This is a genomic window from Pseudomonas sp. Xaverov 259 (assembly GCF_019352915.1).
Classification (GTDB): Bacteria; Pseudomonadota; Gammaproteobacteria; order Pseudomonadales; family Pseudomonadaceae; genus Aquipseudomonas.
In genome coordinates, this window is record NZ_JAAAFV010000023.1 from 1 (window position 1) to 24,278 (window position 24,278).

A 24,278-nucleotide genomic window follows, 5' to 3' on the forward strand; every position below is an offset into this window, starting at 1 on the left:
AGATCAAAAGACCGCTGACTTCGTCAGCGAAAAGGATGTAAGGGCCAGAGCAACAGCAACAGCAACAGCAACTGCCAACCTCACCATCAAGGTAGGATGCGGTCAACTGTGGGAGCGTTGCATCAGGTAGACAGGCTTTTGCTTTGCACTTGATCTGGCTTTTGATTCAACCACTCAGGTCGGCTTTCAGGCCGCCGTGCTCTGCTTTTGATCTTGATCTGCTTTTGATCTGAGAATCGCCCCGTTAACCACGATGGCCGAACGCAGGCTTGAATCCGTGGGTAACCCGGCAGGACGCCGGGTTAGCCGCGCTGGGCCAAGGATGGCCCATCGCGGCGGCCCACGGATTCAAGCCGGAGTGAGGGCATGCCGAGCCACAGCGAGGCACCGAGTGGTGGGGCGAAGACTTTTTGGTTACTTTTGTCTGGGCCGGCATTCCGGTCTTTACAAAAGTGACCCGCCGTCAGGGCGGAACCCTAATCCGCCATCACCCAAATAACGGATATGTACTCAGCAACCCCCCCTAAATTCAAAAAACATCTACCTCAAAAAGGCACCTTCCCCAAAATCATGTCGCGATACATCACAAAATCCCCCAACAAACTGTAGAACGGATGTTGAAACGTCGCCGGACGGTTCTTTTCGAAGAAGAAGTGCCCGATCCAGGCAAAGGTGTAGCCGGCTACCGGCAGGGCCAGCAGCAGGCCCACGGAGCCACGGCCGATGGCATAGGCCAGAATCCCAATCACCAGGGTGGTACCAATAAAGTGCAGTCGCCGACAGGTGCTGTTGGCATGCTCACTCAGGTAGTAAGGGTAAAACTCAGCGAAGCTGTTGAATTGCTTGACGTTTTCCACAGTGATCGGCCCTTGGCTGGTGATGCCGCCCAACAGATGTTCGGCGGGGAGCTTATTTGAGTCTAGAGTGATCAGTGGTAACAGCCAGTGACAATAGATGCCACTTTAGTATCCTTGGCTTCCTGGCTGCCGTTTAAGCCTGCCTTTTTCAAGAAGACGCCATGAGCGAACGAACAACTTCTGCAAGCTGGGCAATGGGCATCGTCAAGGCATTGGAAATGGATGGCCTGGATTGCCGCGTCTTGTTCAAACAACTGGGCCTGGACTACGCCGCCCTCAGCGACCCCGATGCCCGTTTTGCGCAAGACTCCATGACCCGGCTGTGGCAGCGCGCGGTAGAGCTGTCAGGCAACCCCGCAATCGGCCTGAACATGGGCAAGGTCGTGCGCCCGGCGTCGTTTCATGTGGCCGGTTACGCCCTGATGTCCAGCAACACACTGGCCGAAGGTTTTATGCGTCTGGTGCGTTACCAACGCATTATCGCCGAAAGCGCCGACCTGAGCTTTCGCCTGTTACCTGAAGGCTATGCGCTGATTCTGACGGTGCATGGCGATCACCTGCCGCCGACCCGCCAAAGCGCCGAAGCCTCGCTGGCCAGCGCCCTGGCCTTGTGCGGCTGGCTGACCGGCCGCACCCTGCAGCCGCGCAAGGTGGTGCTGCAAGGCGATCAACCGGCCGACCTGGCGCCTTATAAACAGGCCTTCCACGCGCCGATGGAGTTCAATGGGCCCTACGATGCGCTGATTTTCGAGCAAGCCGACATGGATGCGCCGCTGCCGACTGCCAACGAGGCCATGGCGCTGCTGCATGATCGGTTTGCCGGCGAATACCTGGCGCGGTTTTCCGAGAGTCGCGTGACCCACAAGGCGCGTCAGGTGCTGTGCCGATTGCTGCCCCAAGGCGAGCCCAAGCGCGAAGTGGTGGCGCAAACCTTGCACTTGTCCCAGCGCACATTGCAGCGGCGTTTGCAGGAGGAGGGCACCAGTTTCCAGACGTTGCTCGACGACACGCGCCGCGAACTTGCCGAACAATACCTGGCGCAGCCGAGCATGACCTTGCTGGAAATCGCCTACCTGTTGGGTTTTGCCGACCCGAGTAATTTCTTCCGCGCGTTTCGCCGCTGGTTCGATGCCACGCCCGGTGAATACCGAGCGCGGTTATTGCAAACCTCGACGGTCAGTGGCGCCAAAACGCCGGAATGCACAGCACAAACACTGTAATAATCTCCAGTCGCCCCAGCAGCATGCCGAACGACAAGATCCACTTGGCCGCATCCGGCAGGCTGGCGAAGTTACCAGCCGGGCCGATGGTTTCGCCAAGGCCTGGGCCGACGCCGGACACGGTGCTGGCGGCGCCCGTCAACGCGGTCATCCAGTCCAGCCCCAGCAGCGACAGGGCCAGTGCGATGGCGCAGATGGTGATGGCGAAGAAAAACGAAAAGGTCAGGATCGAACGCACGATTTCTTCGTCGAGGCGGTGGCCGTTGTACTTCTGCTTGATCACCGCGCGCGGGTGGATCAACTGGTTCAAGTTGGCCTTGAGCAGGATATAGGCGACCTGAAAGCGGAAGATCTTGATCCCGCCCGCCGTCGAGCCCGAACAGCCGCCAATAAAACCCAGGTAAAAGAACAGCATCAGCGAGAAGTTACCCCACAGGCTGTAGTCCCCCAGCGCAAAGCCGGTGGTGGTCACCACCGAGGTAACGTTCAGGGCTACATGGCGCAGGGCATCCAGCCAGTGCAGGTTGGTGGTCCACCAGTACCAGGTGCCGAGTACCAGCCACGTCACGACCAGCAAACCGAGCAAGCCTTGCACCTGCTGATCCTTGATCAGCGCACGGCGGTTGCCGCGCAAGGTGGCCACATACAGGGTGAACGGCAAGCTGCCGAGGATCATCACCACCACCGCTACCCAGTGCACCGCCGGTTGTTTCCAGTGGGCCAGGGATTCATCGGAGGTGGAAAACCCACCGGTGGAAATCGCTGACATCGCGTGGTTGATCGCATCAAACAAGCCCATGCCGGCCCACCAGAACGCCAGGCTGCCCAGGATGGTGATGCCCACATAAGCCGCCACGATCAGGCGCGCCACCATGTGCGAGCGCGGCATGACCTTCTCTGAGCGGTCCGAGGATTCGGTCTGGAACAGGCGCATGCCACCAATGCGCAGCAGCGGCAGGATCGCCACCGCCATGCCGATAAAGCCGATGCCGCCCAGCCAGTGCAGCAGCGAGCGCCACATCAGGATACCGGGGGACATGCTGTCCAGCCCGCTCAGCACCGTGGAGCCGGTGGCAGTGATGCCCGACATGCTTTCAAAGAACGAGTCGGTGTAGCTGATGTGCTGGGTGAGCAGAAACGGCAGCGCAGCGAAGATGCACACCACCAGCCAGCTGGTCACTGTAAGGAGGTACATGTCCCTGGGCCGCAGGTGCACGTGTTCAGGGCGGCCCGGGATGACCAGCGCCAGGCCGGCCAGGAAGGTGATCATGCTGGCCCACAGGAACGAGGGCAGGTCGCTGGTGCGTTCGAAGATCACCAGGGTGGCCATCGGGACGACCATGGCGATCGCGAGAGTGATCAGGAAGATGCCGATGATGAAACCGATGATGCGTAGAGTCGGCAACGCCATGAAGAAAGCTCGGGTTTGAGAGAGTGGCGCCATTCTACCTGCGGTGCAGGTCTTGTAAACCGGGGTGTCCGAGGCGATGCAGTTCAACTGTGGGAGCTGGCTTGCCTGCGATGGCGACCTGTCATCCAGCCGCTCTGTTGCTGACCCACCGCTATCGCAGGCAAGCCAGCTCCCACAGAGGTAATGAATAGGGGCACGCGCGCACAAAAAAGGCGACCCGAAGGTCGCCTTGTTCAGCGCAGGATCAATCAGAACTCGTGGTCAGCGTTATCCGGGTTCAAATCACTGATGCCCAGCTTGCCCGCCGCAGTTTCGATCGCGCCGGTCTGCTTGACCAGTGCTGCAATCGCGTCACGCACGATCTGGTTGCCCTTGTCGTTACCGGCAGCGATCAGTTGGTCGTAGTGCTCACCGGCGTTGGCCTGGTCAACCATGACCTGGATCTTCGCTTCGGTCGACGCCAGGTCGGCCTTGAGCGCCGAGTCGGCGGCTGGATCGGCCTTGGCCACCAGCGACGACAGGCTGGCGCCGGTCATCTTGGTGCCGTCGGTGCGGGTGTACTCGCCCAGGTAGACGTTGCGGATGCCCTTGGCGTCGTAGAAGTGCGAGTTGTGGGTGTTGTCGCTGAAGCAATCCTGTTCGTCTTCCGGCGAGTTGGCTTCCAGGGAAACCTTCATGCGCTCACCGGCCAGTTCGCCCAGGGACAGGCTGCCCATGCCGAACAACATTTTGCGCAGGCCGTCGGTGGCAGGTTCTGCCTCCAGGGTGGCGCGGTAGTTGTCGTCGACCTTGGGTTTCCAGTTGCCGACCATTTCTTCCAGGTCGCTGACCAGCAGTTGAGTCACGGCGCGCAGGTAAGTGCGACGGCGCTCGTTGTTGCCGCCGGTGGCACCGTCGCCGGTCATGTAGTCCGACGCCGGACGGTTGCCCGCACCTGGGCCGGTGCCGTTGAGGTCTTGGCCCCAGAGCAGGAATTCGATGGCGTGGTAGCCGGTGGCGACGTTGGCTTCGGAACCGCCCAGCTCATTGAGGCTGGCGAGTTTTTCCGGGGTGATTTCCTTGACGTCAACCTTGTCTTCACCCACCTGGATCTCGGTGTTGGCGATGATGTTGGCATTCGCGCCGGGGTTACCCAGCGCGTGCTCGTAGGATTTGTCTACGTAGTCGATCAGGCCTTCGTCCAGGGGCCAGGCGTTCACTTGGCCTTCCCAGTCGTCGATGATGGTGTTGCCGAAACGGAACACTTCGCTCTGCAGGTACGGCACACGGGCTGCGACCCAGGCGGTGCGGGCGGCTTTGAGGGTGTCGTCGCTCGGGTTGGCGAGGAAGGTGTCGATTGCGGTTTGCAGGGTCTTCGCAGTGGATTCGGCGTCGCTGTAGACCGCGAACACCATGTCGGCGTAATGCGCGACAACGGCCTTGGCGGCGGCTTCGTCGACCTGGCCGGCAGGCGTGGCAGCCGCTGGAGCGGTAGTGCTGGCAGCCGGGGTCGGCGCTTGAGGCGCGGCAGCCTTGTCTTTACCTTCGCCGCAACCGGCGAGAGAAATGGCAATGGCCAGCAGACTGGCGGTGGCCAGGGGCATACGAATCATGGCGAACATCCTGCTTCGGTTGTTGATAGGACGCGCGGGGGAGCGCAAAAACTGCGACATAATGCGAAAGATTTGCATTTTGTGTAAAGGTTTATGCGAGGGAAATATTTGGTATCGATTTGCCGGTTCAGAGAATCGCCGCGTTGTTGCGCTCGGACTGTTTCAAATACGCCGCCAGCTCACGGGCCTGCAGCGGTTTGCTGTAGTGGTAGCCCTGGCCCTCATGGCAGCCTTCGGAAATGATATAGGCCTCCTGCTCGGCGGTTTCCACACCTTCGGCTATCACCTGCATGCCCAGGCTTTTGCCCAGTTGGATGATGGCGCGCACGATGGTTGCGTCGTCGTCGTCATCCAGCAGGTCCTGGACGAAGCTCTTGTCGATCTTGATCTTGTCCAGCGGCAGGCTCTTGAGGTAGCTCAGGGATGAATAGCCAGTGCCGAAGTCATCAATCGCAATCAATGCCCCGGAGCGGCGCAGGCTCAGCAAGTGCTGGGCGGCGGTGCTGATGTCTTCCATCAGGCCGGTCTCGGTCACTTCCAGCTCCAGGCTGCGTGGCGGCAGGCGGTAGATCTGCATCAGGTTGTTGACCACTCGCGGCAGCTCGGTGTGGTGCAGCTGCACGGTGGACAGGTTGACCGCCATGCGCAGCTCGGTGAAGCCCAGGTCATGCCATTCGCGCAACTGCCGGCAAGCCTGGTCCAGCACCCATTCGCCAATCGGGATAATGGTGCCGTTCTGTTCCGCCAGCGGAATGAACAGGTCCGGCGGCACCAGGCCGTGTTCCGGGTGCTGCCAGCGAATCAGCGCCTCCACGCCCACCACGCGGTGGTCGCGGTAGCTGATCTGCGGCTGGTAGACCAAGTGGAACTGGTCGCGGCTCAGGGCATCGCGCAGGTCTTTTTCCAGCTCGCGGCGGCGGCGCATTTCGCTGTCGACGCTGGCGATATAGAACTGATAGCGGTTGCGCGAGCGGCTTTTGGCCAGGGTCATGGTCTGTTCGGCTTTTTGCAGCAGCTTCTCGGTGCTGTCGCCGTCTTCCGGGAACAGGGTGATGCCGATGGTGGCACGCAGGCGGATCTGGTCCTGGTCGAGGGCGAATTCGGCTTCCAGGTCATCGAGGATGCTTTGCGCCAGCTCGGCGGCCTCGTAAGGCTGGTCGATATCGGCCTGCACCAGTGCAAACTGGTCGCCGCCCAAACGGGCGAGCGCGCCGAGGCGGCCGCTGTGGGCGCGCAGGCGGTCGGCCAGGGCCAGCAGCAATTTGTCACCGGCCTGATAGGTGAACTGTTCGTTGACGCTTTTGAAGTCGTCCAGCCCTACGCACAGCACCGCCACCCGGCGCTGCCGACGGCCGGCGTCGGTGAGGATCTTGTCCAATTGCTCCTGCAGTTTCTGGCGGTTCGGCAGGCCGGTAAGAAAGTCGTACTGGGCCATGCGCAAGAGGCTCGATTCCGCCTCATGGCGCAAATGCGTATTGCGTTCGATGGACTCGAGCAACTGGTTGGCGGTGTTGATCCACAGCCCCAGTTCGTTGCGTTCATGGCCTTTGAGCTGGGGGATCTTGTGTTCGCTGGGGCGGTCGGGGTTGATCGAGGTCAAGTGCTCGATAATCCGCGACAATGGCTTGGTCAGCAGCCAGTGATACACCAGGTACAGCACCAGGCCCATGGCCAGGGCGCGCAGTACGCCGGAAATAAAGATGATCACCGAGCTGACAATAAAACCTTTGCCGTAGGTGGCGGTGTCGAGGGTAATGCTCAGGTCGCCGTAATACTCGCTGTACGGCCCTTTGCCGACCAGGGCGGTGGTGAAGGTGCGTTCCTGGTCAAGAATCAGATCGGTCAGCCAGCGAGTTGGGGATTGCTGCAAGGCGCGGCTTTTTTCCGCCAGCATGGTTTCGTTGGGGTGGCCGATGGAGGCCATGCGCACGGCGTCGTCCTGAAACAGGCCTTCGATCACCTGCATGCCCATCTCGCGGTCCAGGCTGTAGACCGCCTGGGTCGAGGGGTCGCGAAACATGTCGAGGATTCGCTGAGCGTCACCGGCCACGGCCTGACGCGTCTTATAGGCATCAAACACGATCTGCGCCACGCTAAGCGCCACGCCCACGATCAATGCCGAGAGCAGCACAACCCGTAGCAACTTCACCGACAAGCTGTTTTTGAGTTCCAGCTTCAAAGGGTCATTCCTTGTTCCATGCGGGCGGCCTCAATATGCCATGAGTATTGGCAATCTCGTGATGGCAGTCAAAGGGACATTGCGGCTAAGGCGCCTGGAGGCTGTAGAGGGAATGCCTGGAAGGAAGAGGGCGATGATATTCATCGCCCTCGGGTACCGCGCAGGAAAGGAAGGGAACGCCTTCGATGTCCCTGCATAGAGTGTTGCGGGCTTAAGACATTTTGATTGAGTTTTCGTTTATGTTGTTGAACGTAATCTGATGCTCCTGCTTCTGGTGGGTATCCTCACCGATTTTGCCTTGCTGCTCACCAGCACCCTTGTTTTTCCCTTCCACCAGCTTCCCCAGCAGGTCCATGCCTTTACCCAGCAGGTCCATGCCTTTGCCGACGATTGGCAAAGCTGAAGACACGGCTGACATACCCATCGATAACGGATCCATTGCGAACTCTCCTACAGGATGAAGTGAGAGAGTTATTTCTCTCGCTTGCTGGGTGGCCAATTCCTTTTAGCGAGTTCCACACTTCCTGCATTAATTTCATTTTTCATCGGCCACAAAAAAGCCCGGCAATGGCCGGGCTCTTTCTACAGCAAGCGTTGCTTAAGCAGTAAAGGCCTTGCCTTCAAACTGCTCAGCCACGAACTTCCAGTTGACCAGGTTCCAGAACGCTTCCACATACTTTGGACGCACGTTGCGGTAGTCGATGTAGTAAGCGTGTTCCCACACGTCGCAGGTCAGCAGCGGGGTGTCGCCGCTGGTCAGCGGGTTGCCGGCGCCGATGGTGCTGGCCAGGGCCAGGGAACCGTCAGCTTTTTTCACCAGCCAGCCCCAACCGGAACCGAAGGTGCCGACGGAGGTCTTGGTGAACTCTTCCTTGAACTTGTCGAACGAACCGAAGGCTGCGTTGATGGCTTCAGCCAGCGCGCCAGTCGGTTGGCCGCCGGCGTTTGGCGCCAGGCAGTTCCAGTAGAAAGTGTGGTTCCAGACCTGAGCGGCGTTGTTGAAGATGCCGCCCGAAGAGGATTTGACGATTTCTTCCAGGGTCTTGCCTTCGAACTCGGTGCCAGGCACCAGGTTGTTCAGGTTCACGACGTAGGTGTTGTGGTGCTTGTCGTGGTGGTACTCCAAGGTTTCCTTGGAAATGTGCGGCTGCAGGGCATCGTGTGCGTAGGGCAGCGGCGGCAATTCGAAAGCCATGATGATTCTCCTAATCAGGTCAGTTGCGGTGAGCGCAAGGCCGATCACGGGCGGCCAAACAAGCGCCGGGGAGTTTGTACTCTTTGCGGCGCAGGGTCCGGATCATAGCACCGGGGGTGCGGCAAAACCACGCAACAACTGTGTGGGATAGAGGTTCCAGAGCGTTTTGGAATATTCATCCGGCACTGATCAATTGGTAGGCCACGCTGAACATCATCACCGCCACCAGAAGGTCGAGCAGACGCCAGGTCGCCGGGCGTGCCAACCAAGGCGCCAGCCACGCTGCGCCGAGTGCCAGGGTGGCGAACCACAGGAACGAAGCGCTGGCAGCACCGGCGACATACGCACCGGGCTCGGTCTGTTGTGCGCCCAGTGAGCCGATCAGCAGCACGGTGTCCAGGTACACATGGGGGTTGAGCAGCGTTACCGCCAAGGCACTGAGCAACACTGCGCGCAATGAACGCACCTTGAGGTTTGCGCCTTGTTCCAGGCTTTGCCGGGAACACGCCCGACGCAACGCCAGGGTGCCGTACCACAACAGGAACGCGGCGCCGCCCCAGCGGGCAATGGCCAGCAGCAGCGGGTTTTGCGCAAGCACAGTGGCCAGGCCGAAGACCCCGAGCGCCACCAGAATTGCATCACATACGATGCACAGCGCCGCCACCGGCAAGTGATGCTCACGGCGCAGGCTTTGTGCCAATACAAACGCGTTCTGGGTGCCAATCGCCATGATCAGGCCAAGAGCCACCAGCAGCCCGTTTACATAACTTTGCCACATAGCCATTACTCCGCGTTGGTTGCCAGTTGGCGCAATACATCCATGGCCCGCTCGGCATCGGCGCGGCCGACGAACAGGTGGTCGTGATAAAACCCGGCAATCACGTTGCAACTGATACCGGCGCTGCCCAGCGCACTGGCGAACGCCGCCGTCAGGCCCACGGCTTCAAGGGCCGAATGCACATTCAGGGTGATCCACGCGGCCACATACTCGAAGGCCAGCCCGGCCTGCTCTGCTTGCTTGCGCTCCAGAATCAGGGTCAAGCCTTCCTGTTCACGAAAGCTGCCGATGATCTCGCAACCTGCCGGGATGCGTTGGTCGGGCAGGGTGCAGAACACGTAGTCGCCTTCATTAAGATGAGGGCTCATGCTGCGCAGCAGGGTTGCCAGGGCGGTTTCGCCAGCCATGTGTGAATTCCTTAAATAAAGAGGAGCGATGCTGGTCATTCTCATATCTGGCGCTGTATAAGAAAAACCAATATTGCTGATCGCTCATTAGAGAAACTGATGTTCGACTATAAATTGCTTTCCGCCCTGGCGGCGGTGGTGGAACAGGCCGGCTTCGAACGTGGCGCCCAGGTGCTGGGGTTGTCGCAGTCGGCGATTTCCCAGCGCATCAAGTTACTGGAGGCGCGTATTGGCCAACCGGTGCTGGTGCGGGCCACGCCGCCCACGCCCACCGATATCGGCCGGCGCTTGCTCAACCATGTGCAGCAGGTGCGCTTGCTTGAGCGCGACCTGCAAAGCCAGGTGCCTGCACTGGACGAGGAGGGCATGCCCGAGCGTCTGCGCATCGCCTTGAATGCCGACAGCCTCGCCACCTGGTGGGCCGAGGCCGTCAGTGACTTTTGCGCCGAACAGCATTTGTTGCTCGACCTGGTGGTAGAAGACCAGACCGTGGGCCTCAAGCGCATGCGCGCCGGTGAGGTGGCGGCCTGTATCTGCGCCAGCGAACGCCCGGTGGCCGGGGCGCGCAGCCTGTTGCTCGGTGCCATGCGCTATCGTGCGTTGGCAAGCCCTGCATTTATTGCGCGGCATTTTCCCGAGGGCGTGCGTGCCGATCTGTTGGCACGCACACCGGCGCTGGTGTTTGGCCCGGACGATTTCCTGCAGCACCGCTACCTGGCATCGCTGGGCGTGGACGGCGGTTTCGAGCACCATTTGTGCCCGTCCTCCGAAGGTTTTATTCGCCTGACCGAAGCCGGGCTGGGCTGGGGCCTGGTCCCGGAACTCCAGGTGCGCGACCAGCTGCAAACCGGCGAATTAGTCGAGTTGTTGCCAGATAAGCCCATCGACGTGCCGCTGTACTGGCATCATTGGCGCAGTGGTGGACAATTGTTGGGCCTGCTCACCGATCATTTGGCCCAAGCCTGTGGCCAATGGTTGGTGCCGTTGAAGTGATGGCGGGCGTCAAGGCAACAGCGATGAGAAACCAAAGAACATGGGGTAACAAATGAAAATTCTGGTCACCGGCGCAAGCGGCTTCATCGGCGGGCGTTTTGCGCGTTTCGCCCTGGAGCAAGGCCTGGACGTGCGGGTCAACGGGCGGCGCGCCGAAGGTGTGGAGCACCTGGTAAGGCGCGGTGCCGAGTTTATCCAGGGTGATCTCAATGATGCCGAACTGGTGCGCGAGCTGTGCCGCGATGTCGAAGCCGTGGTGCATTGTGCCGGCGCCGTCGGGCTGTGGGGCAAGTACCAGGACTTCCATCAGGGCAATGTGCTGGTCACCGAAAACGTCGTTGAAGCCTGCCTCAAGGAGCGCGTCGGGCGCCTGGTGCACTTGTCGTCGCCGTCGATCTACTTTGATGGCCGCGACCACCTGGGGCTGACCGAGGAACAAGTGCCCAAGCGCTTCAAGCATCCGTATGCCGCCACCAAGTACCTGGCGGAGCAGAAGGTGTTCGGCGCCCAGGAGTTCGGCCTTGAAGTACTGGCCCTGCGCCCGCGTTTCGTGACCGGTGCCGGCGACATGAGCATCTTCCCGCGCCTGCTTAAAATGCAGCGCAAGAACCGCCTGGCTATCGTCGGCGACGGTTTGAACAAGGTCGATTTCACCAGCGTACACAACCTCAACGAGGCGCTGCTCAGCAGCTTGCTCGCCACCGGCTCGGCGTTGGGCAAGGCCTACAACATCAGTAATGGCGCGCCGGTGCCGGTATGGGATGTGGTCAATTACGTGATGCGCCAGATGGACATGCCCCAGGTCACGCGGTATCGGTCTTACGGTTTGTCCTACAGCGTGGCGGCGCTGAACGAGGCATTCTGCGCGATGTGGCCGGGGCGCCCGGAGCCTTCGCTGTCGCGCCTGGGCATGCAGGTCATGAACAAAGATTTCACCTTGGACATCAGCCGCGCCAGGCATTATCTCGACTACGAGCCCAAGGTCAGCCTGTGGACGGCGCTCGATGAGTTCTGCAGTTGGTGGAAAGCTCAGGATCCAGGGCTCAAATAAGCTCACAACCAGCAACACATCGGGAACCGAATTCAGGCTTGCGGGTCGATCAATGCGGCGCGTACGGGGTTTATAATCCGCTCGCTCGGCTTTTCCGGTCGCCATCTCACCGATTCAGGGTTGATTCATGCGTAACGATGCCAAAGACGATTTCGACAACGTTCCCAGCCTGCGGGCTGACATCGGGGACGATGATGATTTCGAGCCGACTCCCGCCACCTCCGTGCGCTCGCGCACAACCAAGGTGGTCAAGGTCAAGAGCGCCAGCACCGGCCCACTGTGGGCCTTGGTCGGCGCGCTGTTGATCGCCTTCGCCGGCCTTGCCTGGTGGAGCTTCCAACAGATTTCCCTGATGGGCCAGCAGTTGGTCGCCACCCAGGAAAGTTTTGCGCGCATCAGCGAAGAAGCGGCGGGGCGTCTGCAGGACATTTCCGGCAAGGTGGTGGCCAGCGAAGCCAGTGTGAACAATGGCAGCGAAGCTCTCAAGTTGCAGATAAAGCAGTTGGAAGCGCAATTGCTGGAGCAAGGCAAGCAGCAAGTCGGCGTGGCCGGGCAGGCGACCGAACTCGACCAGCGCCTGGCACAGATGAGTGCCAGCACCACCGAACTGTCGAGCGCGAATGCCAAGCTGCAAGGCCAGGTGCAGGCGCTGACCGAGGCCGTGGCCACGCTCAAGGCGGCGCAGGGTGAGGTCAAGGATTTGTCCGCCGATGTGGCTGCGCTTAAAAAGCAAGGCAACCCGAGCGCGGCTATCGCCCGCCTGGAGCAGGACCTGGTGGTGCTTAAAAGCGCGCAGGAAAACCAGCCCGCCAATAGCGACGCGCCAACCAATAAAGAGTTTGACGTGTTCCGCATCCAGACCACACGCAACATCACCACCTTGCAGAGCCAGGTGCAGAACCTGAACCAAAAGCTCAACGCGCCCGCGCGGGTCACCCCGCTGGGCCAATGATCGTTCCCACGCTCTGCGTGGGAATGCCGCCATGGACGCTCCGCGTCCCGCTCTGGGGCGGTGCGCGGGTGGCGCAGAGCGCCACGGGCTGCATTCCCACGCGGAGCATGGGAACGATCAATGTCACAGCCTTGTGACATTTCCCCCCCCCTTCGTTACTTGCCCTCATCGCGCCCTTGTTTAGACTCCGGTCATCCCACAAATAATAAAAAGGGCTACCCATGACCATGCAACCACTGCCTGCCAGCAGTTGGCTGAACGCACCTGCCCATCACGCCTGGCTCGCCAGCGAAGGCCAACGCCTGTTGGCGTTCGCCAAAGCCTCACGCCTGCCGGACGGCTTCGGCAACCTTGACGACAAAGGCCAACTGCCGGCCGATGCTCACGCCGAAACCATGAACACGGCGCGCATGACCCATAGCTTCGCCATGGCCCACGCCATGGGGTTGCCGGGTTATGCTGGCCTGGTCGCCCATGGTGTGGCCGCCCTCAGTGGCCCCTTGCGCGATAGCGAGCACGGCGGCTGGTTCGCCGCGCCCAACGCCCTGGATGGCAACCGTGGCAAAGCCGCTTACCTGCATGCTTTTGTTGCCCTGGCTGCCAGCTCTGCGGTGGTGGCCGGTGCGCCCGGTGCGCAAAACCTGCTCAACGACGCCGTGCATATCATCGACCAGTTTTTGTGGAGCGAGGAGGAGGGCGTGATGCTCGAGTCCTTCGCCCGGGACTGGAGCGGTGTCGAAGCGTATCGCGGCGCCAACAGCAACATGCACGCCACCGAAGCCTTCCTGGCACTGGCCGATGTCACCGGTGAAACACGCTGGCTGGACCGCGCGCTGCGCATTGTCGAGCGCGTTATCCACACCCATGCTGCCGGCAACCAGTTCATGGTGATCGAGCATTTCGACACGCACTGGCAACCCTTGCTCGGCTACAACGAAGATAACCCTGCCGATGGCTTCCGCCCGTATGGCATCACCCCCGGCCACGGTTTCGAATGGGCACGGTTGGTGCTGCATCTGGAAGCTGCACGCCTGCAAGCCGGGCTGGCCACGCCGGACTGGCTGGTGAGCGACGCCCGCGGCCTGTTTGCCAGCGCCTGCGAATATGCGTGGGCCGTGGATGGCGCTCCCGGCATCGTCTACACCCTGGACTGGAAGCACCAGCCAGTGGTGCGCGAGCGCCTGCACTGGACCCACGCCGAAGCGAGCGCGGCGGCCCAGGCCTTGCTCAAACGCACTGGCGAATTGCATTACGAAACCTGGTACCGGCGCTTCTGGGAGTTCTGCGAAAGCCACTTTATCGACCGTATCAACGGCAGCTGGCACCACGAACTCAGCCCGCACAACCAGCCCAGCAGCAAGATCTGGGGTGGCAAGCCGGACCTGTACCATGCCTGGCAAGCGGTCGTGCTGCCGGTACTGCCCTTGTCACCGAGTATGACCAGCGCATTGGGCCAAGGACGTTATGTCACCAAGTGGTGACATTTGTGCGTCCCTTTGTTACCTGCGCGCTAAAAAACCATGTTTAAACTCCGTGCAGCGCAAGCTCTAGACTTGCATGCATAACAACAAGAAAAGGTATTCAGATGAACGCGATTAATCGCCTCGCCGTTGCTATTTCCATTGCCTCGTTGTTTCCCCTCAGTGCATTTGCCGCCGACTCGAAAGGGACGGTTGAAGTTGTGCATTGGTGGACCTCAGGCGGTGAAAAAGCTGCAGTGGACGTACTGAAGGCTCAAGTTGAGAAAGATGGCTTCGTCTGGAAAGACGGTGCCGTAGCCGGTGGCGGTGGCGCCACTGCAATGACTGTGCTGAAAAGCCGCGCAGTCGCGGGTAACCCGCCAGGCGTTGCCCAGATCAAAGGCCCGGACATCCAGGAATGGGCGTCTACTGGCTTGCTCGACACCGACGTGCTCAAAGACGTCGCCAAAGAAGAAAAGTGGGACTCGCTGCTCGACAAGAAAGTCTCCGATACCGTGAAGTACGAAGGTAACTACGTTGCCGTACCGGTCAACATCCACCGCGTAAACTGGCTGTGGATCAACCCGGAAGTCTTCAAGAAAGCCGGTATCACCAAGAACCCGACCACCCTCGAAGAATTCTACGCAGCCGGCGACAAGCTCAAAGCCGCTGGCTTCATCCCGCTCGCCCACGGTGGCCAGCCTTGGCAGGACAGCACGGTATTCGAAGCCGTCGTTCTGTCGGTGATGGGGGCTGATGGCTACAAGAAAGCCTTGGTTGACCTGGATAACGATGCGCTGACCGGCCCACAAATGGTCAAGGCCCTGACGGAGCTTAAAAAGGTCGCGACCTATATGGACGTCGACGGCAAAGGCCAGGACTGGAACCTGGAAGCAGGCAAGGTCATCAACGGCAAGGCCGGCATGCAGATCATGGGTGACTGGGCCAAGTCCGAGTGGACCGCCGCCAAGAAAGTCGCCGGCAAGGACTACGAGTGCGTAGCCTTCCCGGGCACCGACAAAGCCTTCACCTACAACATCGACTCCCTGGCGGTGTTCAAGCAGAAAGACAAAGGCACTGCTGCCGGTCAGCAGGACATTGCCAAAGTCGTGCTGGGTGAAAACTTCCAGAAAGTCTTCAGCATCAACAAAGGCTCGATCCCGGTGCGGACCGACATGCTCAACGAAATGGACAAGCTCGGTTTCGATTCCTGCGCCCAGACCGCTGCCAAGGACTTCCTGGCTGACGCCAAGACCGGCGGCCTGCAGCCAAGCATGGCGCACAACATGGCCACCACCCTGGCCGTGCAAGGCGCGTTCTTTGATGTCGTGACCAACTACATCAACGACCCGAAAGCCGACCCGGCCGACACCGCCAAGAAACTCGGCGCTGCGATCAAGTCTGCCAAGTAACGGTTAGCACTGCGTGTCCTTGTGAGGGGAAACCCCCTGACCCCTCACAAGGCTTGCTCCTGTAGTCCTTTTTCCCTGTACTGGATTTTCCCATGAGTTCTGTTGCTGTGTTCAGCAAGGCCTCGCCGTTCGATGCGCTGCAGCGCTGGCTCCCTAAACTGGTGCTGGCGCCGAGCATGTTCATCGTGCTGGTGGGCTTCTACGGCTACATTCTGTGGACATTCGTGCTGTCGTTCACCACGTCCACGTTCCTGCCCAGCTACAAATGGGCGGGTCTTGCGCAATACGCGCGGTTGTTCGACAACGACCGCTGGTGGGTAGCGAGCAAGAACCTGGCGGTTTTTGGCGGGATGTTTATCGGCATCACTTTGGTGATCGGCGTGACCCTGGCGATTTTCCTCGACCAGAAGATCCGCCGCGAAGGCTTTATCCGCACCATTTACCTGTACCCGATGGCGCTCTCTATGATCGTGACCGGTACGGCCTGGAAATGGCTGCTCAACCCGGGCATGGGCCTGGACAAACTTCTGCGTGACTGGGGCTGGGAAGGCTTCCGTCTCGACTGGCTGATCGACCCCGACCGCGTCGTGTACTGCCTGGTGATTGCTGCCGTGTGGCAAGCCTCGGGGTTCATCATGGCGATGTTCCTGGCAGGCCTGCGTGGCGTCGACCAGTCGATTGTGCGCGCCGCGCAAATCGATGGCGCCAGCCTGCCGCGTATCTACTGGAGCGTGGTGCTGCCAAGCCTGCGCCCGGTGTTCTTCAGTGCCGTGATGATCCTCGCGCACATTGCGATCAAGAGCTTCGACCTGGTAGCGGCCATGACGGCTGGCGGCCCGGGCTACTCGTCCGACCTGCCGGCGATGTTCATGTACTCGTTCACCTTCAGCCGTGGCCAGATGGGCATGGGCTCGGCCAGTGCAATCCTGATGCTCGGCGCGATCCTCGCAATCATCGTGCCTTACCTGTATTCCGAGCTGAGGACCAAGCGCAATGACTAGTCTCGCCTCCAAACCTGCCATCAGCCTGAGTCGCATCGCGATCTACGCGGTGCTGATCCTCGCCGTGCTGCTGTACCTGGTACCGCTGGTGGTGATGCTGCTGACCAGCTTCAAAACCCCGGAAGACATCAGCACCGGCAACCTGCTGAGCTGGCCGACCGTGGTCACCGGCATTGGCTGGGTCAAGGCCTGGGCCACTGTTGACGGTTACTTCTGGAACTCGATCAAGATCACCGTTCCGGCGGTATTGATCTCCACCGCCATCGGCGCGTTGAACGGCTACGTGCTGTCGTTCTGGCGCTTCAAAGGCTCGCAGCTGTTCTTCGGCCTGCTGTTGTTCGGCTGCTTCCTGCCGTTCCAGACCGTGCTGCTGCCGGCGTCGTTCACCCTTGGCAAGATGGGCCTGGCCAGTACCACCACGGGCCTGGTGTTTGTACACGTGGTCTACGGGTTGGCGTTTACTACACTGTTCTTCCGTAACTACTACGTGAGCATTCCTGACGCGCTGATCAAGGCGGCACGACTGGACGGTGCAGGGTTCTTCACCATCTTCCGTCAGATCATTCTGCCGATGTCGACGCCAATTATCATGGTCTGCCTGATATGGCAATTCACCCAGATCTGGAATGACTTCCTGTTCGGCGTGGTGTTCTCCAGCGGCGACTCGCAGCCCATTACGGTGGCGCTGAACAACCTGGTCAACACCAGCACCGGGGCCAAGGAATATAACGTGGATATGGCGGCGGCGATGATCGCCGGGCTGCCGACCCTGCTGGTCTATGTGATCGCAGGCAAGTATTTCGTGCGCGGCCTCACGGCCGGCGCGGTCAAGGGGTAATCATGGCTACGCTTGAACTTCGCAATGTAAACAAGACCTATGGCGCCGGCCTGCCCGACACCTTGAAGAACATCGAACTGTCGATCAAAGAGGGTGAGTTCCTGATTCTGGTCGGCCCTTCGGGGTGCGGTAAATCGACCTTGATGAACTGCATCGCCGGCCTGGAGACCATCACCGGCGGCGCCATCATGATCGGCGACCAGGACGTGAGCGGCATGAGCCCCAAGGACCGTGACATCGCCATGGTGTTCCAGTCCTACGCGCTGTACCCGACCATGAGCGTGCGCGAGAACATCGAGTTCGGCCTCAAGATCCGCAAGATGCCCCAGGCCGATATCGACGCTGAAGTAGCGCGTGTGGCCAAGCTGCTGCAAATCGAACACCTGCTCAACCGCAAGCCGGGCCAGCTTTCCGGTGGCCAGCAACAGCGTGTGGCCATGGGCCGCGCCCTGGCACGTCGGCCGAAGATCTACCTGTTCGACGAACCGCTGTCCAACCTCGACGCCAAACTGCGTGTCGAGATGCGTACCGAAATGAAGCTGATGCACCAGCGCCTGAAAACCACCACCGTGTACGTCACCCACGACCAGATCGAAGCAATGACTCTGGGCGATAAAGTGGCGGTGATGAAGGACGGCATCATTCAGCAGTTCGGCACGCCCAAAGACATCTACACCAACCCGGCCAACCAGTTCGTGGCGAGCTTTATCGGTTCGCCGCCGATGAACTTCGTGCCGCTGCGCCTGCAGCGCAAGGACGGTCGCCTGGTGGCGCTGCTCGACAGCGGCCAGGCGCGTTGCGAACTGGCACTTAACGTGAGCGATGCCGGCCTGGAAGACCGCGATGTGATCCTGGGCCTGCGCCCGGAGCAGATCATGTTGGCGACCAGCGACAGCGACAGTGCTTCGAGCATTCGTGCTGAAGTCCAGGTCACCGAGCCAACCGGCCCGGACACCCTGGTGTTCGTGCAGCTCAACGACACCAAAGTCTGCTGCCGCCTGGCCCCGGACGTTGCGCCGCAGGTGGGTGAGACCCTGACCCTGCAGTTCGACCCGGCCAAAGTATTGCTGTTCGACGCCAAAACCGGCGAGCGTTTGGGCACTGCTGCCTCATTGCCTGCACACGGGCATGCCGACAACGTGGCCCAATTCAAAGGCCGCTAAAGCAGTTAAAGTGTTGTTTTTGTTAAAAAAAGTAAACCGCGTTAGATAAAAACAGTTTAATAACAATAAAGACGAGGATGTAGGGATGAAAAAGCAACACAACAACACTCGGCTGATCTGCCAACTGTCAGCAGCAGCAGCCCTGGTATTGTCCGCCAATGCGATGGCGGCCGATGCATTCAGCGCCGATTCCAAGTGGATGACCGGCGATTGGGGTGGCGAGCGTACCAAGCTGATCGAGCAAGGTATCGACATCAAGGCTGACTACGTTGGGGAAGTCGGTGGCAACCTGCACGGTGGCTACAACAACGACAAAACTGCCCGTTACGCTGACCAGTTTGGTCTGGGCGTAGCACTGGATCTGCAAAAGCTGTGGGGCTGGGATAACACCCAGGCCAAGATCCAACTGACCAACCGTAATGGCGCGAACATCTCCAATGACCGTATTGGTGACCCGCGTGCCGGCACCTTGAGTTCGTCTCAAGAAGTCGATGGCCGTGGCCACATGGTGCGTCTGACCCAGTTCTGGATCCAGCACCAGATGTTCGACAACAAGTTGGACGTGAAACTCGGTTACTTCGGCGAAGGCGAAGACTTCAACACCTTCCCATGCGACTTCCAGAACCTGTCGTTCTGCGGCTCGCAAGTCGGTAACTACGTAAACACCTGGTACAACTGGCCAGTCAGCCAGGCGGCGATCCGCGTGAAGTACAACATCACGCCTGAGCTGTATGCGCAAATCGGCGCGTACAACCAGAACCCGTCGCAGCTGGAACACGGCAACGGCTTCAAACTCAGCGGCAGCGGCACCAAGGGCACCGTATTGCCAGTGGAATTGGTCTGGTCGCCGAAGGTCAATGGCCTGCCGGGCGAATACCGTGTGGGTTACTACAAAAGCACCGCCGACGCTACCGATGTGCGTGAAGACGTCAACGGTAACGATGCCGGCACCACTGGCGCAGGCTTCCGCGTTCGCAGCAGCAAAAGCGGTTACTGGGGCGTTCTGCAACAGCAACTCACCACCCACAACGGCGATGCTTCGCGCGGCTTGAACATCGCGGCCAACGTGACCTTCCACGACAAAGACACCAACCTGGTCGACAACTACCAGTCGCTGATGCTTGTGTATAAAGGGCCATTTGACGCGCGTACCAAAGACGACGTGGGTATCGGTGTTTCGCGTATCCATGCCAACAGCGACGTGAAGAAAACTGCTGAACTGCTCAATGCTTCAGGCGGTTTTACCGATTACGACCAGGCGGGTTTCTCCCCGCTGCGTAACACCGAGTACAACGTCGAACTCAACTATGGCTTCCACGTCACCAACTGGCTGACCGTACGCCCGAACCTGCAATACATCAAAAACCCGGGCGGTGTGAAAGAAGTCGACAACGCGCTGGTAGCGGGCCTGAAAATTCAGTCTACGTTCTAACGCTGTTGCGATAAGCTCCTTCTCTCTGTGCGCATTTTGCGGGTAGCCATGGCTACCCGTTTTTTTTGGGGCGCGCTGTGACGATATTCAGGACCGTGGCACATGCATGAGCATCCGCTGCAACGCTTTTTCAAATCCCTGCGTGAACAACCGGTGTTTGCCTGGGAACGCTTTCAGATGCGCGACGTGTTGGTGATTGACCATCCGCTGTGTCAGGCGGTGTTCAGTCGCCAGGGTGCGCAACTGCTGCACTTTCAACCCACAGGCCAGAAACCCTGGCTGTGGTGCGCAGCCAAGTGGCCGCAGGTCGGTGCCATCCGTGGCGGCGTGCCGGTGTGCTGGCCGTGGTATGGGCGCCATCCAAGCGAAAACGCTTGGCCGTCCCATGGTTGGGCGCGGTTGATCGATTGGAAACTGCTCGACAGCAGCACCGACGACGACGGCGTGCGTCTGCACTGGCAATTGCAGCTGTGCGACTGGCAGGTAGACCTGCACGCGCACCTGGGTGAAACCCTTGAGTTGCGCCTGAGCACCGAGCATCAGGACGAGTTGCCGTGTCAGCTGAGCCATGCTTTGCACGCCTATTGGCGTATTGGTCACGTCGACGAGATAGCGCTGTCTGGGCTTGACGGTGCGCAAGGTTATGACCAGCTCAGTCGCCAGACCTGCCAGCAGGAAGGTGAGCTGCGGGTGGATGGCGGCTGCCAGCGAGTGTTCCAGCATGACGGTGAATTGCAGCTCAAGGACCACGCCTGGCAACGCGAACTGTGCATCGACACCGGCGACAGCGCCGACACCGTGGTATGGCATCCAGGCAGCCGGCCGTTGTTGGGCGTGAGCTTTAACGAAGCGTCGGGGTTTGTGTGTGTGGAGTCGGCGATGGCCGGGGCCAGTCTGGCGCCGGGGGAGCGGGCGCATTTGAGTTTGCAGGCCAGGGCTGGGGTTTAGCGGTGGCGCTTATGGCGCCATCGCAGGCAACCCAGCTCCCACAGGGGAATGCATTCCAAATGTGGAACTCGGTCCAATGTGGGAGCTGGCTTGCCTGCGATAGCGCCGATACTGCTGGTGGAGATTGCTGCTAGTTAAACTCATCCCCCACCGGATACCGGCTGTCATTCAAGCTCTCTTTGATCTTGCGCAGATGCGGCTGGAAATCCACCCCACGGCGCAGGGTCATGCCGGTGGCCAGCACGTCCAGCACCGTCAACTGAATGATCCGCGAGGTCATCGGCATGTAGATGTCGGTGTCTTCCGGCAGTGGAATGTTCAGGCTCACGGTGCTGGCCTTGGCCAACGGCGAGTTCTCGGCAGTTACGCCCAGCACTGACGCGCCGTTTTCCCGGGCGATACGCGCCACTTCCACCAACTCGCGGGTACGCCCGGTATAGGAAATGATCACAAACAGCTCGCCGGTGTGCGCCACAGACGCGATCATGCGCTGCATCAGCACGTCGGCATGGGCGGTCACGGCCAGGTTGAAGCGGAAGAACTTGTGCAGCGCATCCATGGCCACCGGTGCCGAAGCGCCGAGGCCGAAGAAGTGGATCTGCCGCGCCTGGATCAACAAATCCACGGCCTTGCTGATCAGTGCCGGGTCGAGGGCCTGGCAGGCACTGTCCAGCGAGGCAATGGCGCTGCCAAAGATCTTCTGGGTGTAGGCCTCAGGGTTATCATCAGCCTCCACGGCGCGGCTGACATACGCCGCACCACTGGCCAAACTTTGCGCCAGCTGCAATTTAAGTTCAGGGTAACCGCTGACGCCGAACGAACGGCAGAAACGGTTGACCGTCGGTTCACTGACCGAAGCGGCTTGGGCGAGGGCAGCAATAGAGAAGCGGGTCGCCTGCTGAGGGTTTTGCAGGATGACCTCGGCGACTTTTTTCTCGGCCTTGTTCAATTCTTCGAGGCGGTTCCGGATCTGTTCCAGAAGATTTCGCACGCGGTCCATTCAGTCTTTCCTTCGGGCGACGATGCAAATAAAGGGCGGCAACCAATCGACGAGTGGCCCTTTGCGGTGGCCTATCCTACTGAGGGTAGCTGAACACCACCACTCGCAATGCGTTTTTCGGGAAAATGTTGTGGTTATTACTACATTTTTCCTTGAGTGATGCCTTGAAAAAAGGTATTTGTAGCTTAACTTGATAAAAGAACAAACATCATGCCTTCGATAACCGTAGAACCCTGCACCTTTGCCCTGTTTGGCGCCTTGGGTGATCTGGCGCTGCGCAAGTTATTTCCTGCCCTCTATCAACTCGATGGCGCCGGGCTGCTGCACGAGGACACGCGCATCCTGGGCCTGGCCCGTGAAGCCGGCTCCGAGCAGGAGCACCTGGCCCATATCGAAAAAGAACTGCGTAAATACGTCGGCAAGGAACTCGATGAGGCCGTGGCCGCGCGCTTCCTGGCGCGTCTGGCCTATGTGCACGTCGACTTCATGAACGCCGCCGATTATGTCGCCCTGGCCGAAAAGGTCGGTGCCGAACAACGCCTGATCGCCTACTTCGCCACCCCGGCGGCAGTGTATGGCGCGATCTGCGAGAACCTCGCCAAGGTTGGCCTGGCGGACAACACCCGCGTGGTGCTGGAAAAACCCATCGGTTCGGACCTGGAATCTTCGCGCAAGGTCAACGACGCTGTGGCGCAGTTTTTCCCGGAGAACCGCACCTACCGCATCGACCACTACTTGGGCAAAGAAACCGTACAGAACCTGATTGCGCTGCGTTTCGCCAACAGCCTGTTCGAAACCCAGTGGAACCAGCACTACATTTCCCACGTGGAAATCACCGTGGCCGAGCAGGTCGGTATCGAAGGCCGTTGGGGTTACTTCGACAAGGCCGGCCAGCTGCGCGACATGATCCAGAACCACCTGTTGCAGCTGCTATGCCTGATCGCCATGGACCCACCGGCCGACTTGTCCGCCGACAGCATCCGTGACGAGAAGGTCAAGGTGCTCAAGGCACTGGCGCCGATCAGCCCGGAAGGCCTGACCACCCAGGTGGTGCGCGGCCAGTACATCGCCGGCTACAGCGCCGGCAAGCCGGTGCCGGGCTACCTGGAAGAAGAGAATTCCAACACCCAGAGCGACACCGAGACGTTTGTCGCCCTGCGTGCCGACATCCGCAACTGGCGTTGGGCCGGCGTGCCGTTCTACCTGCGCACTGGCAAACGCATGCCGCAAAAACTGTCGCAGATCGTCATCCACTTCAAGGAACCGTCCCACTACATCTTCGCCCCCGAGCAGCGCCTGCAGATCAGCAACAAACTGATCATCCGCCTGCAGCCGGACGAAGGTATTTCCTTGCGCGTAATGACCAAAGAGCAAGGCCTGGACAAGGGCATGCAACTGCGCAGCGGCCCGCTGCAACTGAATTTTTCCGACACCTATCGCAGCGCGCGGATTCCCGATGCCTACGAGCGGTTGTTGCTGGAAGTAATGCGCGGCAATCAGAACCTGTTTGTTCGCAAAGATGAAATCGAAGCCGCGTGGAAGTGGTGTGACCAGTTGATCGCCGGGTGGAAAAAATCCGGTGATGCGCCCAAGCCGTATGCGGCGGGGTCCTGGGGGCCGATGAGCTCGATTGCACTGATCACGCGGGATGGGAGGTCGTGGTATGGCGATATCTGAATTGAAACTGCCTCAGGGCGTCACAGCCCATGAGTTCCGCACGCCGGTGTTGCTGGCCGATGGCCTGGCTAATGACGTGGCCGAGCAACTGCGCGCGGCCATCAGTGCCCGTGGCGAAGCGACCCTTGTCGTGTCCGGCGGCCGCAGCCCCGTGGCGTTTTTCCAGAACCTGGCCAAGCAAGGCCTGGACTGGTCCAAGGTCACCATCACCCTGGCCGACGAGCGCTGGGTGCCGGTGGAACACGCCGACAGCAATGCCGGCCTGTTGAAGAAGCATTTGCTCCAGGGCCCAGCGGCCAAGGCCAAGTTCCTCAGCCTGTACAACGTTGCCGCGAACCTTGAAGACGCCGCCGAACTGGCCGATCGCCAGTTGGCAGAGCTACCTGCTATCGATGTGCTGGTACTCGGCATGGGCGATGACGGCCACACCGCATCGCTGTTCCCCAACAGCCCCAACCTGGGCGAGGCGCTTAAGCCTGACGGCACGCGCCGTTGCTGGCCGATGCTGGCGCCGACCGTGCCGCACCAGCGCCTGACCATGAGTCGCGCGCTGCTGGCCACGGCCCATTACACCGTGCTGTCGATTTCCGGCAGTTCGAAATTGACCACCTTGAGCGCCGCGCTGGCCAGTTATGACGTTGCTGCCATGCCGATTCGCGCGTTTTTGCAACCTACTTTAGAGATTTACTGGTGCCCATGAGCCAAGGATCAG

At 60.0% G+C, this 24,278-nt stretch carries 22 protein-coding genes; 13 read left to right on the forward strand and 9 right to left on the reverse strand.

What is annotated here, in order from left to right:
* Positions 1 to 545: 545 nt before the first annotated feature.
* Complete coding sequence (locus K0H48_RS07050; RefSeq protein ID WP_138815351.1) at positions 546 to 857, reverse strand: DUF962 domain-containing protein; 312 nt, start codon at positions 855 to 857, stop codon at positions 546 to 548.
* Positions 858 to 1,018: 161 nt separating this feature from the next.
* Between K0H48_RS07050 and K0H48_RS07055 the strand changes: the two genes are divergently transcribed.
* Entirely contained in the window at positions 1,019 to 2,077 is a 1,059-nt protein-coding gene (locus K0H48_RS07055; protein WP_219266931.1) for an AraC family transcriptional regulator, read from the forward strand.
* Here the strand turns inward: K0H48_RS07055 and K0H48_RS07060 are convergent.
* From K0H48_RS07060 to K0H48_RS07090, 7 genes are all read right to left on the reverse strand, one after another.
* Complete coding sequence (locus K0H48_RS07060) at positions 2,034 to 3,488, reverse strand: TrkH family potassium uptake protein (protein WP_219266932.1); 1,455 nt, start codon at positions 3,486 to 3,488, stop codon at positions 2,034 to 2,036. The genes K0H48_RS07055 and K0H48_RS07060 overlap by 44 nt on opposite strands.
* A gap of 248 nt (positions 3,489 to 3,736) precedes the next feature.
* Positions 3,737 to 5,080, reverse strand: coding sequence for an imelysin family protein (locus K0H48_RS07065; protein ID WP_138814093.1), 1,344 nt, complete (start codon positions 5,078 to 5,080; stop codon positions 3,737 to 3,739).
* A gap of 127 nt (positions 5,081 to 5,207) precedes the next feature.
* Positions 5,208 to 7,259 (reverse strand): bifunctional diguanylate cyclase/phosphodiesterase, encoded by a 2,052-nt coding sequence (locus K0H48_RS07070; RefSeq protein WP_219266933.1) that lies wholly within the window; start codon positions 7,257 to 7,259, stop codon positions 5,208 to 5,210.
* Between the two features lie 211 nt (positions 7,260 to 7,470).
* Complete coding sequence (locus K0H48_RS07075; RefSeq protein WP_219266934.1) at positions 7,471 to 7,698, reverse strand: hypothetical protein; 228 nt, start codon at positions 7,696 to 7,698, stop codon at positions 7,471 to 7,473.
* A gap of 159 nt (positions 7,699 to 7,857) precedes the next feature.
* The gene (locus K0H48_RS07080) at positions 7,858 to 8,454 is read right to left on the reverse strand and encodes a superoxide dismutase (RefSeq protein ID WP_043049045.1); all 597 of its coding nucleotides are present in this window, start codon (positions 8,452 to 8,454) and stop codon (positions 7,858 to 7,860) included.
* Positions 8,455 to 8,629: 175 nt separating this feature from the next.
* The gene (locus tag K0H48_RS07085; RefSeq protein ID WP_056858652.1) at positions 8,630 to 9,232 is read right to left on the reverse strand and encodes a LysE/ArgO family amino acid transporter; all 603 of its coding nucleotides are present in this window, start codon (positions 9,230 to 9,232) and stop codon (positions 8,630 to 8,632) included.
* 5 nt (positions 9,233 to 9,237) lie between these two features.
* On the reverse strand, positions 9,238 to 9,639 hold the full coding sequence (locus tag K0H48_RS07090; protein WP_219266935.1) for an ACT domain-containing protein: 402 nt from the start codon (positions 9,637 to 9,639) through the stop codon (positions 9,238 to 9,240).
* Between the two features lie 99 nt (positions 9,640 to 9,738).
* Between K0H48_RS07090 and K0H48_RS07095 the strand changes: the two genes are divergently transcribed.
* From K0H48_RS07095 to K0H48_RS07140, 10 genes are all read left to right on the forward strand, one after another.
* Complete coding sequence (locus tag K0H48_RS07095) at positions 9,739 to 10,632, forward strand: LysR family transcriptional regulator ArgP (protein WP_138814098.1); 894 nt, start codon at positions 9,739 to 9,741, stop codon at positions 10,630 to 10,632.
* Positions 10,633 to 10,684: 52 nt separating this feature from the next.
* Complete coding sequence (locus tag K0H48_RS07100; protein WP_138814099.1) at positions 10,685 to 11,683, forward strand: NAD(P)-dependent oxidoreductase; 999 nt, start codon at positions 10,685 to 10,687, stop codon at positions 11,681 to 11,683.
* Positions 11,684 to 11,810: 127 nt separating this feature from the next.
* Positions 11,811 to 12,635: an ATPase gene (locus tag K0H48_RS07105; RefSeq protein WP_219266936.1), complete on the forward strand. Its 825-nt coding sequence runs from the start codon at positions 11,811 to 11,813 to the stop codon at positions 12,633 to 12,635.
* Between the two features lie 221 nt (positions 12,636 to 12,856).
* Positions 12,857 to 14,116 carry an AGE family epimerase/isomerase gene (locus K0H48_RS07110; protein WP_219266937.1) on the forward strand — a complete coding sequence of 420 codons (1,260 nt, stop codon included), beginning with the start codon at positions 12,857 to 12,859 and terminating at the stop codon, positions 14,114 to 14,116.
* Between the two features lie 104 nt (positions 14,117 to 14,220).
* On the forward strand, positions 14,221 to 15,507 hold the full coding sequence (locus K0H48_RS07115) for an ABC transporter substrate-binding protein (protein WP_219266938.1): 1,287 nt from the start codon (positions 14,221 to 14,223) through the stop codon (positions 15,505 to 15,507).
* A gap of 92 nt (positions 15,508 to 15,599) precedes the next feature.
* Positions 15,600 to 16,508: a carbohydrate ABC transporter permease gene (locus K0H48_RS07120; RefSeq protein WP_138814103.1), complete on the forward strand. Its 909-nt coding sequence runs from the start codon at positions 15,600 to 15,602 to the stop codon at positions 16,506 to 16,508.
* Positions 16,501 to 17,346, forward strand: a complete 846-nt coding sequence (locus tag K0H48_RS07125; protein WP_058421424.1) for a carbohydrate ABC transporter permease — start codon at positions 16,501 to 16,503, stop codon at positions 17,344 to 17,346. The genes K0H48_RS07120 and K0H48_RS07125 overlap by 8 nt, the downstream gene beginning before the upstream one ends.
* 2 nt (positions 17,347 to 17,348) lie before the next feature.
* Entirely contained in the window at positions 17,349 to 18,509 is a 1,161-nt protein-coding gene (locus K0H48_RS07130) for an ABC transporter ATP-binding protein (protein ID WP_219266939.1), read from the forward strand.
* An 85-nt stretch (positions 18,510 to 18,594) separates the two neighbouring features.
* A complete protein-coding gene (locus K0H48_RS07135; RefSeq protein ID WP_219266940.1) occupies positions 18,595 to 19,941 on the forward strand; it encodes a carbohydrate porin in 1,347 nt (448 codons plus the stop codon).
* A 102-nt stretch (positions 19,942 to 20,043) separates the two neighbouring features.
* On the forward strand, positions 20,044 to 20,889 hold the full coding sequence (locus tag K0H48_RS07140) for a D-hexose-6-phosphate mutarotase (protein WP_219266941.1): 846 nt from the start codon (positions 20,044 to 20,046) through the stop codon (positions 20,887 to 20,889).
* A gap of 130 nt (positions 20,890 to 21,019) precedes the next feature.
* On the opposite strand, the gene K0H48_RS07145 is transcribed toward K0H48_RS07140, so the two are convergent.
* Positions 21,020 to 21,880 carry a MurR/RpiR family transcriptional regulator gene (locus K0H48_RS07145; RefSeq protein WP_169985276.1) on the reverse strand — a complete coding sequence of 287 codons (861 nt, stop codon included), beginning with the start codon at positions 21,878 to 21,880 and terminating at the stop codon, positions 21,020 to 21,022.
* Positions 21,881 to 22,099: 219 nt separating this feature from the next.
* Here K0H48_RS07145 and zwf point away from each other — a divergent pair, with 219 nt between their 5' ends.
* Complete coding sequence (gene zwf, locus K0H48_RS07150) at positions 22,100 to 23,566, forward strand: glucose-6-phosphate dehydrogenase (protein WP_138814107.1); 1,467 nt, start codon at positions 22,100 to 22,102, stop codon at positions 23,564 to 23,566.
* A complete protein-coding gene (gene pgl / locus K0H48_RS07155; RefSeq protein ID WP_219266942.1) occupies positions 23,553 to 24,266 on the forward strand; it encodes a 6-phosphogluconolactonase in 714 nt (237 codons plus the stop codon). The genes zwf and pgl overlap by 14 nt, the downstream gene beginning before the upstream one ends.
* Positions 24,267 to 24,278: the final 12 nt, after the last annotated feature.